11 protein-coding genes are annotated in these 11,804 nt (G+C 38.9%); 8 read left to right on the forward strand and 3 right to left on the reverse strand.

Annotated elements, in window-relative coordinates; genetic code table 11:
* The first annotated feature begins 63 nt into the window (after positions 1-63).
* The 8 genes from A5816_RS05215 (at position 64) to A5816_RS05255 (ending at position 9,841) form a co-directional block, all read left to right on the forward strand.
* Complete coding sequence (locus A5816_RS05215; protein ID WP_002290766.1) at positions 64-999, forward strand: cation diffusion facilitator family transporter; 936 nt, start codon at positions 64-66, stop codon at positions 997-999.
* Positions 1,000-1,131: 132 nt separating this feature from the next.
* On the forward strand, positions 1,132-1,911 hold the full coding sequence (locus A5816_RS05220) for an AzlC family ABC transporter permease (protein ID WP_002400222.1): 780 nt from the start codon (positions 1,132-1,134) through the stop codon (positions 1,909-1,911).
* Complete coding sequence (locus tag A5816_RS05225) at positions 1,904-2,221, forward strand: AzlD domain-containing protein (protein ID WP_002290769.1); 318 nt, start codon at positions 1,904-1,906, stop codon at positions 2,219-2,221. Before A5816_RS05220 ends, A5816_RS05225 begins: the two co-directional genes overlap by 8 nt.
* A gap of 242 nt (positions 2,222-2,463) precedes the next feature.
* Positions 2,464-4,074, forward strand: coding sequence for a polysaccharide biosynthesis protein (locus A5816_RS05235; protein WP_086310890.1), 1,611 nt, complete (start codon positions 2,464-2,466; stop codon positions 4,072-4,074).
* A gap of 157 nt (positions 4,075-4,231) precedes the next feature.
* On the forward strand, positions 4,232-5,080 hold the full coding sequence (locus A5816_RS05240) for a DegV family protein (RefSeq protein ID WP_002290771.1): 849 nt from the start codon (positions 4,232-4,234) through the stop codon (positions 5,078-5,080).
* A 233-nt stretch (positions 5,081-5,313) separates the two neighbouring features.
* Positions 5,314-5,793, forward strand: coding sequence for a DUF6530 family protein (locus A5816_RS05245; RefSeq protein WP_002400217.1), 480 nt, complete (start codon positions 5,314-5,316; stop codon positions 5,791-5,793).
* A 32-nt stretch (positions 5,794-5,825) separates the two neighbouring features.
* Positions 5,826-8,069: an AAA family ATPase gene (locus tag A5816_RS05250; RefSeq protein WP_086310891.1), complete on the forward strand. Its 2,244-nt coding sequence runs from the start codon at positions 5,826-5,828 to the stop codon at positions 8,067-8,069.
* Positions 8,070-8,197: 128 nt separating this feature from the next.
* Positions 8,198-9,841 (forward strand): alpha-glucosidase, encoded by a 1,644-nt coding sequence (locus A5816_RS05255; protein WP_086310892.1) that lies wholly within the window; start codon positions 8,198-8,200, stop codon positions 9,839-9,841.
* 74 nt (positions 9,842-9,915) lie between these two features.
* On the opposite strand, the gene A5816_RS05260 is transcribed toward A5816_RS05255, so the two are convergent.
* Genes A5816_RS05260 through A5816_RS05270 form a run of 3 tightly spaced genes read right to left on the reverse strand, consistent with a single transcriptional unit; the run spans position 9,916 to position 11,770 of the window.
* Positions 9,916-10,461, reverse strand: coding sequence for a TIGR01440 family protein (locus A5816_RS05260; protein ID WP_086310893.1), 546 nt, complete (start codon positions 10,459-10,461; stop codon positions 9,916-9,918).
* A gap of 21 nt (positions 10,462-10,482) precedes the next feature.
* Positions 10,483-10,968 carry an ECF transporter S component gene (locus A5816_RS05265; protein WP_002290784.1) on the reverse strand — a complete coding sequence of 162 codons (486 nt, stop codon included), beginning with the start codon at positions 10,966-10,968 and terminating at the stop codon, positions 10,483-10,485.
* Positions 10,958-11,770 carry a hydroxymethylpyrimidine/phosphomethylpyrimidine kinase gene (locus A5816_RS05270; RefSeq protein ID WP_086310894.1) on the reverse strand — a complete coding sequence of 271 codons (813 nt, stop codon included), beginning with the start codon at positions 11,768-11,770 and terminating at the stop codon, positions 10,958-10,960. The genes A5816_RS05265 and A5816_RS05270 overlap by 11 nt, the downstream gene beginning before the upstream one ends.
* Between the last annotated feature and the right edge of the window lie 34 nt (positions 11,771-11,804).

The raw sequence follows: 11,804 nt of genomic DNA on the forward strand, positions 1-11,804 counted from the left end.
ACTGTTAAAGGGCGGATATTGCCGCACTTTAGTCAGTTCACTTGACGAAAGAAGGAAAAGAATATGGAAAATTTTAAAAAAAGCGGAATGTTTTCCGTAATTGCTGCTCTAGGGGCTAATATTCTAGTTGCTATCAGCAAATTTGTCGGCTATGCAATCAGTGGCAGTGCCGCCATGCTGAATGAAAGCATCCATAGTATCGTTGATTGTAGTAATCAGATTTTGCTGCTATTTGGCGATAAACAAGCTAATAAAGGTCAGAGCGACTTGCATCAATTTGGTGAAGGCCGAGCAAAATACTTTTTTAGTACGATCGTCGCAATGATGCTTTTCTTCGGTGGGGGAGCACTAGGGGTGATGGAAGCTTTTGAAAAATTGACGCATCCATCCCATGAAGTTGGTAATCCAATCATTGTCATTGCCATTTTGTTATTTGGTTTGGTAATCGAAGGAAGTTCTTTGCGTGTCGCAATGAAGGAAATCAAAGAATTGAATACTGAAAATCTTTCTACGATGCGCTTTTTACGCGAAAGTCGACATAGTGAAATACTGATTATATTTACGGAAGACTTGTGTGCTGTAATCGGTTTGGTCTTGGCTTTAGCGGGAACAATCTTGACTTATGCAACCGGGATTGCTGCATTTGATGCTATCAGCGGATTACTAATTGGTTTCTTACTGATGGGAGCTGCGATTTTCCTAGCAAAAGAATTTTATAGTCTGATCATTGGTGAAAGTGTGACAGCAAGCGATTTGTCAAAAATCAAGTTAGCCTTTGAACGACCTGAGATCAGTCGGCTAATTGATATCAAAACCGTTCATTTAAGTCCAACGGAAATTTTAGTCGCTGCAAAAGCAGATATTGTTGGAAACAAAGAAAATGAAACGTATTCGATTATCAATGATATTGAAAAAAATATGCGTCAGTCTCTTCCTGACAAGAAGATGTATATATACATTGAAACAGATAAATATGACCCAAATTATTCTCACAAATAAAACGTATGTTCATGAATTGAAGCAAAAATGAGAAAAATATAATCTTGTTTTTAAATAAAACGGCTACAATTTAGCGAATTTATGTTACAATGAGTCCGCTGTTTATTTGTTGTAATTAAAGGAGATATTTTAATGAACAAAAAGAAAAGTGCGCCATGGCTTCAAGCTTTGCATGCAGTGATGCCGCTTTGTATAAGCTATATACCAGTGGGATTAGCTTGCGGAGTATTGTTGCAAAAAGTTGGATTTGATCCTCTCTTATCAGGGCTGTTATCGATTCTGGTCTTTTCCGGCGGCGCGCAGTTTTTAGTTGCATCTATGCTTACGACGCAAGCATCATTTGCAACGACATTATTGATGGTTTTCTTTTTAGAATTACGCTATACATTATTAGGAGCAAGTCTTGCCGGTTTTATGAAAAAAGAAAAGCGGACGTTTTTAGCTGCCTTTTCTCAATCACTGAATGATGAAAACTATGCAGTGAACTACTTAAAGTTTTCAACTGACCCTTCTTGGAACAAAAGAAAGGCTTTATATGTCAATTGGTTCTCAATGGCTGCATGGGCCGGCAGCAACATGATCGGTAATTTTTTTGGCTCGGTGATTCGAGTAGATGCTGACCTTGTCCATTTTGCTTTGACTGCTATGTTCATTTTCATGTTTGTCATGCAAATGAAAAACGCACTACTGATCTTTACAGGTTTGTTTTCAGGTGTATTAGGGGTGATATTCATGGTATTATTCCAAAACACATTCGGCTTGATTGCAGCTACTGTTATTGCTTCATTTGCCGGATTCATGCTGGAGAAGGCATTTAAAAAAGAAAAAGCCAAGAAACTAAGGGATCGCGGCAAAGATGTCAATGAACCGCTTTTCAACTTCCCGGAACAGGAGGCCAACCATCATGACTAAACTATATTTGCTGTTTTTAGTTGCTTGTCTGTTCATCGTTGCGTATATCCCGCGCTTGTTCCCGATGCTTTATTTTACTCATCGAAAAGTGCCATCTTGGTTTAGTGACTGGATGAAGTATGTACCAGTAGCATTGTTTGCGGCGTTAGCTTTCAAAGATGTCTTCATTACTCATGAACATCTGGATATTGCTTGGAATATCAAAATAGCTGCAATGATTCTAGTAGCAGGTGTGGCTTACAAAACACGTTCGATGGCATTGTCAGTTTTGACTGGACTTGCGTCTGTCTTTTTACTGTCCATGCTTTAAACTGTTTTATTCCCTAAAAAACAGAGATTGCGACATAAGTTGTTCAAACTGATCTATCCAAACTGCATTTGCATCAGCCAATTGTGGATGCAAGTTCATTTGTTCGGATAAAAAGATTAGTGTTGACTTATGATGCAAGCTCTTTTTTGTTTTAAGAATTAAAGAGGGATTTGTCCTTCTATGTTTTTTTGCTATAATAGGGAAGATGTTTATTTTATGAAAGAATAGTTGAGGGAAATTAGATGAATAAAAAATTGATGCAAGGAACATTTTGGCTAACCTTTGCTAATCTTCTATGTAAAGTTTTAGGGGTAGTCTATTTGATTCCCTGGCTAAGTATGATGGGGAACAATCAAGATGGTATGCTTGCTACGACATTATTCAATGTTGGCTATCTTCCTTATGGATTGTTCCTGATGCTTGGTACAGTCGGATTTCCAAATGCGATTGCAAAAAAAGTAGCTGTAGCAACAAAAGAAGGAGATAACGCTGCTTGTCGGCTGATTTTTCGAAGTACGATCAATATCATGTTCGTCATCGGTATCGCCTCTGCCGCGTTGATGTATTTATTTGCTCCTTTACTAGCCGGAATCAGTCCAATCGCTAACGTTAACAACGGAATACTAGCTATCCGAAGTTTATGCCCATCTTTGGTTGCTATCCCGATTTTGAGTGCAATGAGAGGATACTTCCAAGGGAAAAACGATTTACGACCTTATGGAACTTCTTTGATTATTGAACAAGCTGTACGAGTGATCGTTATCTTGGCTGGTACTTATTACTTGCGCGTATTGACTGACGGAACCATATTAGAAGCTGTATTGATCAGTACAGTTGCTTCTTTCTTCGGTGGGTTAGCTGCGATTATCCATATGTATATCGTCGGACGCAGAAAAGACTTCTTTGAACTTAAAGACTTTTTGATTTCCAGCCGTTACTTCGAAAGAGAAAACCGATCTGCCTCTGTCTCTATCATTCGGGAAACACTACCGTTCATTTTTGTCGGCTCCGTCATTACTATCGTTCAAATGATCGACCAAGTAACGATGAAACCACTGCTTCACTTTTTCCGTCCAGAGATTGCAGATCAGCAACTGGAATTCTTATTCAGTCGTGCTTCTGTTAATCCAAACAAACTGACATTGATCCTGATTTCCATGGTAGGAACGGTTGCTATAAGTAGTTTGCCAATACTAAGCACAATGAAGAAAAAAGATCGTTTACAAATCGAAAAGACAGTAGGAGACAGTTTTTCGATTGCGTTATTGATCCTTCTTCCTTCATTGACCGGGATGTCTTTATTAGCTGGACCATTATACACATTGTTTTTTGGTTATGATCCTGAAAGTGTTGGTTATTTCCAAATGGCTTTGTTAGCTTCTTTGTTTTTCTCTTTATTCACGATCCTGTCTACGATGCTTCAATCTCTGAACCACCATCGTTTTGCGATTCGACTAACTGTAGAAGCAATTATCCTGAAAGTCATCTTCCAAGTAATCGGACTAGGTCTAGTTGGCGGATACGGAATGAGCTTATCAAATGGTTTGGCATTCGGTATCGTCTTTGTTCGTGGCTATCACTTTATGTGCAAAGAATACCGAATAGCACCTTTAGCAAAAATCAGCAGTTTTTTCTTAAAAACTTTCCGATCTACCTTGATTATGCTTGCGGTATGTTTTATCATTTTCTTTTTGCTGAATCAGCGATTGTCAATGGAATCAAAAAGTTATGCAATGGTTTATTGTGTGGCTTTAGGAAGTATTGGGGGTTTAGTATTTTTATTTTCTCAATTCGGAAAAAATGGGTTCCGAATGTTGAAAAATGTTAAACATCGTAGCGGAAGCAAAGAATAGGCTAACTAGTCGTCTTTTTGCTGTCACTAGAAAAACGGCAACTCGTATGATTACGCTTGTCGTTTTTCTATTTTCCAATTTTAGTTTCATATCTAATCTTACTTGTGATATAGTTATGAGGTCTGGAAAAATTCTTTGAAACGAGGAAATTAAACACATGAAACTTGCAGTAGTTACAGATAGTTCGGCATATCTGCCGGAACGTATCAAGAACCATCCCGACTTATTCGTGATTCCAATCCCTTTGATTATGGATGGGAAAATTTATAACGAAGGAATCGATATCGAAGCGGATGAATATTATGGACTTTTAAAAAACAGCAAAGATTTTCCTACTACTTCACAACCTGTCGTAGGGGAAGTTTTGGCTTTATATGAGGAATTGAAAGAGAAAGGGTATGACACGATTTTAAGTATCCACCTTTCTTCAGGTATTTCTGGTTTCGTCAACACCTTATTTGCGATGAAAGACGATATCAGTGGAGTAACGGTCATTCCTTATGACTCTAAGATCACTAGTATGCCGATGGGACATATGGTAGAAGCTGCCTTAGACTTAAATGATGAAGGTCAGCCCCTGGATGAGATACTTGCGCATGTCGATCGAATTCGAGATAATACTTACGCTTATCTAATTGTAGATGATTTGAACAATTTAGTACGGGGAGGGCGATTGACCAATGGCGCTGCGCTGATTGGTAGCTTATTGAAAATCAAACCGATCCTGACATTTTCTGAAGGAAAAATTGTTTTATTCGAAAAAATCCGTTCAAGTAAAAAAGCATTTGCTCGGGCTGAAGAAATCATTGGCAAAAGAAATAACGAAATACAACCACCAGTCAAACTTTACGTGATACATGCAAACAATTTAGAAGTAGCGATTGCAGAAAAAGAGAAATTGCAGAAAAAGTATCCAAATGCAGAAATCGAAGTTGGTCATTTTGGACCAGTCATTGGTACACATTTAGGCGAAAAAGCCATCGGCATCGCCATTTCAGCGCAATAATTCCTTTTATTCAAAAAACATACCAAAAATATTCTACATCATCTTGCTCTTTATTCACGCGATAAATGAACGTGCAGAAGAGCAAGATGATGTTTTTATGTATTTCTAATAAACAGGCTCTTTTTCTTTGCATTTCTCTCTTCAGTCATTTATAATGTCGCATATAGTTTAGTAAATTAGTAAACTACTGATTTACTAATTTACTAAAAATAGAAAGACGAGGAGTTAAAATCATGGAAATACCTACAAATTTAAAACATAAACCAGTGCTCGTTGTAGAAGACTACGATAAAGTTGATGGAAGAAATGCATTGCATACGGACGCAAAAGGTCTTTCTCTGGGTCTCGCTCAATGGAATGACCGTGGAAAAGTCGACATATCAGGTAAAGTATGGCGACATACTGGAGAAAAATGGTCTCGACAATCAGAAGAATTACCAATTACACGTATTTTAGACTTAGCGATCTTAGCTGCACAAGGAAGTTTATACTTCCAAGATGCTTATCGTTATGAAAAATTCTATGATCCAGAAAATCCAGTGGTGGACATCATTGGTTTGCAGGGAAACCGGATGACAGTCGAGGTAGATACCAAAAATCCAAAGATCGATGAAGACATTATTTTGTATTACGATACACTACAAAAAGACGGAGAACTGATTGGGGAACGATTCCGTATTTTAAAACGTCTTTTAGATGAGTTAGGATATTAATAGACAGAGATGATCAAAAGGGGAAGAGAAGCATGGAGAATTTCTCACTAACAGAAAACCGGACCTTTTCACGGCTAGAAAAGCAAATGATCTGGAAGAAACCGAAAAGCCATCGGACAAGTGCAGAAGAATGGCGGATCGCCTCCGAAATCAAAGAAAATTGGCAAGATCCTGAAATGAAAATCAGTAACGTTCTTTTAGAAGGAGACGCCGGATCGGGTAAGACACAGTTAGCAAAAGCACTATCTGCTGATTTGCAACTTCCCTATACAAAAGTGACCTGTTTTGCAGATATGGACAAATCAGATGTGTTCGGTGCCTTATTACCTGTAGTAGATTCCGATAAAGAACAAGACCAAGAATTGCTGGAAGCTATTTACCAAACAGATACACTTGAAGCTGTACTGACACTGATCCAGAACCATTACAGCATTGATCCTTTTTCTGCCAAAGAAAAATTAGCAGAGCTAGTTCAAAGAATCGAAGCCGATTATCCAGATGCAATCCATTATAGTTATTATCCTTCTGAAATCGTTCGAGCGATTGAAAAAGGATATCTATTAGAGATCCAAGAGCCGACTGTCATCCGTGATGCCTCTGTTCTTGTCGCACTTAACTCAGCGCTCGAACCAAATGGGATGTTGAATTTGCCAACAGGAATCATTCGTCGCCATCCAGATTGTATTATTGTCATTACCACAAATCGAAACTACCAAGGAAATCGTCCCTTAAATGAATCCTTAAGAGATCGGATGCAGCATGCGGAAAAAATGGATCTTCCAGCCTTAGAAGTCATGGCAGAACGTGCGATGGCGAAAACCATGATCCAAAACCAAGAACTCCTTATGAAGATGGCAGAGATTATCCGATTATTGGATGAAACTGCCAAAGCAAATGCCATCAAAGGTGTAGCAGGAATGCGTTCATATTTTTATTGGGCGAATACCTATAAGCAAGGACAAGATCTACTCCAGTCGATTTATCCAAAAGTTTTGTATAAATTATCCACTGATCCAGATGAATTGGCGATCCTTGAGCAAGCTTTGTCTGAGAGTGGATTGTTATTGGAACTTCAAGACATTTTGAGAAAAGAAAAATGGGGCTATCCTCAAATAGAACCTCAATCTGAGCATGCAAAAGGAAGAACTATCAGCGCCGAAGAAGCAAACGAACGAAACATCACTGAAGATGCTGAAGAAACTTTGCGCTTAGATGAAAAGAAACAACTGTCTGCTGAAGAACCAAATGAGGGAGAAGAGAGACTAGAGAAAACAACAGAAAAAAACGAGATTCCTCCTCAAATGCAAAAAGAACGCAGGAGCGATATCGAAGGGAAAAATCAGAAGGAACAACAACAAATAGAAGAGGATTCCCAAGAAATGTCTGCTTCTGACATGGAAACACATGATAAGGAAATCAAGAAGCAATTGAATAAAGAAGCGCGACAAATCATGAAGGAAACGATTCATGAAAAAGAAGGTCTCATCGTTCACCGACCAGCTTTCCAAGGAAAAACGCAGGAAGCACGTGAGCTACAAGTGCAAGTCATGCCGATAGTAGAATCACTTAGCCGACAAATTTTAGAATTACTGGATAATGAACAAACAGAGACGTACCAAAAAGGAAAATACGAAGGGCAACGGTTTAACGCCAGCAAAGTAGCATATGGTGATTTGAGAAATTTTGACAAAAAGAACCCGCCACATGAGCAGCCTTCCTTAGCGGTAGCTGTGCGGATAGATGAATCTGGATCAATGATACGGGATGATCGGATCGAAGCGGCAAAAAAAGCAGCGATTGCCATTGCCGAATTTGCTAAGAAAGTTGATATCCCCTTGTTGATTTACGGGGATACAGCAGACCGTTCAGTAAGAGAAAAAACTTCTTTGTTTTCTTATAAAGAATTTGAAGACGGGTTTCAATGGTTAAATGAAAAACTAGTCACTATGAAACCAAGACAAAACAATCGTGATGGAGCGGCACTTCGTTTAGCAGCAGAAAAATTAAACAGACAATCCGCCACAACCAAACTGTTGCTTAATATTAGTGACGGTCAGCCCAAGGCGTTGCCAGATTATACTGGCAAAAAAGCAAAAGAGGACATCCAGTCTGTTTTGAAAGAATACGAGCGTCAAGGCATCTTATTTGTTTCCGCAGCTATTGGTCAAGACAAAGAAGAGATCAAGACGATCTACGGTGAAAGCCGTTTTGTAGATATTACTGACCTAAATGAATTTCCCAAACAAATGATTCAATTGATTGCCCGTTACCTATGATAAAATAAAGCTCAACGAACGCACTTAGCAGATTCGTTGAGCTTTTCGTTTCTAGTTACCGGTAACAAGGATACTTCTAAAATAGAATCGGTTATAATCAAGAGGGACCGTTAAAGGAGTGAAACGATATGATACAAGAACAAAAATGGTGGAAAGAAGCAGTAGGCTATCAAATCTATCCGGCTAGTTTCAAAGATAGCAACGGCGATGGTCAAGGCGACATCAATGGGATCCGCGAAAAACTTGGATACTTGAAAGATCTTGGCATCGGATTTATCTGGATCAATCCAATCTATCAATCTCCATTTATTGATAATGGTTATGACGTAAGTGACTATCAAGACATAGAAGAGCGATTCGGAACGATGGAAGATTTTGATTTATTGCTGAAAGAAGCACATGAACTGGGAATCAAAGTCATTATGGATCTTGTCATCAACCACAGTTCAGATCAGCATCAATGGTTTGAAGAATCGAAGAAATCCAAAGAAAGCCCTTATCGAGATTATTACATTTGGGTCGATGGAGTAGATGGCAAAGAACCAAATAATTGGACATCGATTTTCGGCGGCTCTGCTTGGGAATATTCTCACGAAACAGGACAGTATTATCTGCATGTCTTTGCGAAAGAACAACCAGACTTAAATTGGGAAAGTGAGAAATTGAAAGAAGAACTATTCAATATGATTCGATGGTGGCTAGATAAAGGGATAGACGGATTTCGCTTAGATGCGATTTCTCATGTAAAAAAAGATGAATATTCAGTAAATGCCACAGAGAACCCTTTTTCACCCTTTCAAAATGTCTCAGGAATCGAAGAACATTTGACTGATTTGAAACATATTTTTGAAGAGTACGATATCATGACAGTCGGAGAAGCAAGCGGCGTTACTGCAGAAGAAGGACCGGAATGGGTAGGAAAAGACGGTTATTTCGATATGATCTTTGAATTCGATCATATCCATATTTGGCAGCAAGAAAAAGAAGGGCAATTAGACGTCCTTAAGTTAAAACATGCATTAAGTGCTTGGCAAACTTCCCTAGATGGTATCGGATGGAACGCTTTATATATGGAAAACCATGATGTTCCTCGTGCCGTTTCTGTGTTCGGAGATACCCGTCCCGAATTTTGGGCTATGTCTGCAAAAGCAATCGCTATGATGTACTTCTTTTTACAAGGAACGCCATTTATTTATCAAGGACAAGAAATTGGAATGACGAATATGCCTTTTGAATCGATCGATCAAGTTGATGCAGTGGATTCTAAAAGACTTTATGAAAGGCTTCTTGCGGAAGGTAAGACAAGAGAAGAAGCGTTGGATATCGTTTATGAAACCACCAGAGACAATAGCAGAACACCCATGCAATGGACTTCAGAAGAATATGCTGGCTTTTCAACACATGAGCCTTGGATGATCACTAATCCAAATACCAAAACGATCAATGTAGAACAACAAGAACATGAACCGGATTCGATCTTGCAATTCTATAAGAACATGATCCGCATTAGACAAATTAATAAAGGCCTGATATACGGTTCTTATAAAGAATATCTTCATGAACATCCACAACTATATGTCTATGAAAGAAATTTAGAAGATGAACAGTATCTTATTATGGTAAACTTGACGGAATCATTTGCTGACTATGAACTCCCAAAAGAAGCAGATCAGTCATGGACATTACTCTTGTCAAATTCCTCTAGCGGAAACTTTGAAAAAAAAGGAACACTAGCACCTTATGAAGCTCGTCTGTATAAAACAAACAATTAAAAAACTTCCTCGTTAAAGTTCAATAGTTGGACTTTTCGAGGAAGTTTTTCTGATTGGTCTGTCAATTACCCATCTTAATAATTTGCTCTAGGACCACCAATATATTTAGGACGAGAGCGAAGGGCTGTCACATGGGCTTGTCCCAAAGTTTTCAAACGAGGTCTGATAGGCACTTGGACATGTTTGATATGCATACCGATCGAAGTGTCACCGATATCGATGCCGGCTTGCCCAATTACATGCTCTACTTCAACAGGGTCATTGAACTGCTCAAAAGCAGCAACAGAACAAGCACCTCCAGCATGTAATGCAGGGATAACAGAGACGATTTCAAATTTTTTTGCTTCTGCCACTGTTCGTTCTACCACCAATGCTCGATTCAAATGTTCGCAACCTTGGACAGCTAACGCAATTTCTTTAGGATCTAATAGCTCTTTTAACGTACGAATGATCCACTGACCAACTTCCGCACTGGAATTTTTTCCAATATGTCCACCGACGACTTCGCTTGTGCTGCACCCTAAAACAAAGAGATCTCCTTTTTTCAAGTGTGCTTCAGCCAATACGTCATTAACTATTTCAGTCAATTGAACTTTCAATTCTTTTTCTGACAACTTCATTCTCTAAAACCTTCTTTTCAATTAATATTGCTTCCGTGCTTGAATACGTTGAAGACTTGCAGTTATAGGAAAGGCAAGACCCATACCGATAAGATTTTGAAAGATATTCCCTGGGATAGAAGCCACTCCAGCCGGCCAATCATACAAAATCCAACCGGCGATACCATAGCCGACGATCATAACTAAGCTTCCTAAAAAAAGACCAAATAGCCACATACGAGTAGAAGATTTACTGAAAGATCCGGCAACATATCCTTGTAATCCGTGAATCACTAATGAAAAAATAGCCCATTGCGGATACCCAGAAATCAAATCGATTAATAGACCACTGGAAGCACCGACAACTAAGCCACCCATTGGACCATAAAGAAAAGAAGCAGTATAGATTCCAGCTTCACATAATGTCACAAAACCGTTCGTAGCCGGCACAGGGATCAAAATAGTTAATGAAAGTGCAACGGTCAACGCAATCAGCATCGCATAGATTGTTAGTTGTTTAGTTTTCATTTATCGTTCCTCCTTTTTGGATACCGCCAGACCAGACGCTTCCCGTATGATCATTCATCAGCACACCATTGGAAATACAATGGGCAACAAATTTTTTACTTTCTGCTACGGCTTTTGAAACATCTAATCCTAATACAAGATTCGCTGTTATGGCAGAAGAAAAGGCACAACCGGCACCATTTACTGTTGGGGTGTCGACTTTTTTCTGAGAAAACACCTCATGATGGTCAACTGAATAGAGAAGATCCACAGCTTGTTCGCCAGCCATCCTTGTGCCGCCTTTTATTACAATTTTTTTTGCTCCTGAAGCAGTGAGCTCTTTAGCGAGATGGATCATTTCTATCAACGAAGAGGGGAGAGCTTGACCAGAAAGTAAAGCAGCTTCTGCCAAATTAGGCGTAATCATCGTAACAAGTGGAAAAAGTTCTTCGATGAGCTGCGAAATATATAATTGATTGATCACAGTTTCAGTTTCTTTGAATGCCAAAACAGGGTCTAAAATGATTGGGATATTCTGTTTTGCTTTTATGAAGTCTCGAACAACCATGATTGCTTCACTTGAATTCAATAACCCGATTTTGATTCCATCTAATGAAGTCATTTGATCAATTGAAGCCAACTGTCGTTCAAGCAATTCTGAAGGAATAGATTCCAGGATAAATCGCCCATTCGTATCTAGTACCCCTATAGATGTCAGGGCGCTTAGCCCGAATAGACCAAAATCTTCAAAAGTTTTTAAGTCTGTTTGGATTCCTCCGCCAGCAAATGGATCAGAACCACCAATCGTCAAGATTCTTTTCATAACATTTCCCTCCATGAATAAGAGTATAACGAAA

The sequence above is a fragment of the Enterococcus sp. 3G1_DIV0629 genome, from assembly GCF_002141285.1.
Lineage (GTDB): Bacteria > Bacillota > Bacilli > Lactobacillales > Enterococcaceae > Enterococcus_B > Enterococcus_B lactis.

Coding starts and splice junctions, on each gene's coding strand:
- A5816_RS05250 (WP_086310891.1), top strand. CDS start 5,826: ATGGAGAATTTCTCACTAACAGAAAACCGGACCTTTTCACGGCTAGAA.
- A5816_RS05225 (WP_002290769.1), top strand. CDS start 1,904: ATGACTAAACTATATTTGCTGTTTTTAGTTGCTTGTCTGTTCATCGTT.
- A5816_RS05270 (WP_086310894.1), bottom strand. CDS start 11,770: ATGAAAAGAATCTTGACGATTGGTGGTTCTGATCCATTTGCTGGCGGA.
- A5816_RS05220 (WP_002400222.1), top strand. CDS start 1,132: ATGAACAAAAAGAAAAGTGCGCCATGGCTTCAAGCTTTGCATGCAGTG.
- A5816_RS05265 (WP_002290784.1), bottom strand. CDS start 10,968: ATGAAAACTAAACAACTAACAATCTATGCGATGCTGATTGCGTTGACC.
- A5816_RS05240 (WP_002290771.1), top strand. CDS start 4,232: ATGAAACTTGCAGTAGTTACAGATAGTTCGGCATATCTGCCGGAACGT.
- A5816_RS05235 (WP_086310890.1), top strand. CDS start 2,464: ATGAATAAAAAATTGATGCAAGGAACATTTTGGCTAACCTTTGCTAAT.
- A5816_RS05255 (WP_086310892.1), top strand. CDS start 8,198: ATGATACAAGAACAAAAATGGTGGAAAGAAGCAGTAGGCTATCAAATC.
- A5816_RS05260 (WP_086310893.1), bottom strand. CDS start 10,461: ATGAAGTTGTCAGAAAAAGAATTGAAAGTTCAATTGACTGAAATAGTT.
- A5816_RS05245 (WP_002400217.1), top strand. CDS start 5,314: ATGGAAATACCTACAAATTTAAAACATAAACCAGTGCTCGTTGTAGAA.
- A5816_RS05215 (WP_002290766.1), top strand. CDS start 64: ATGGAAAATTTTAAAAAAAGCGGAATGTTTTCCGTAATTGCTGCTCTA.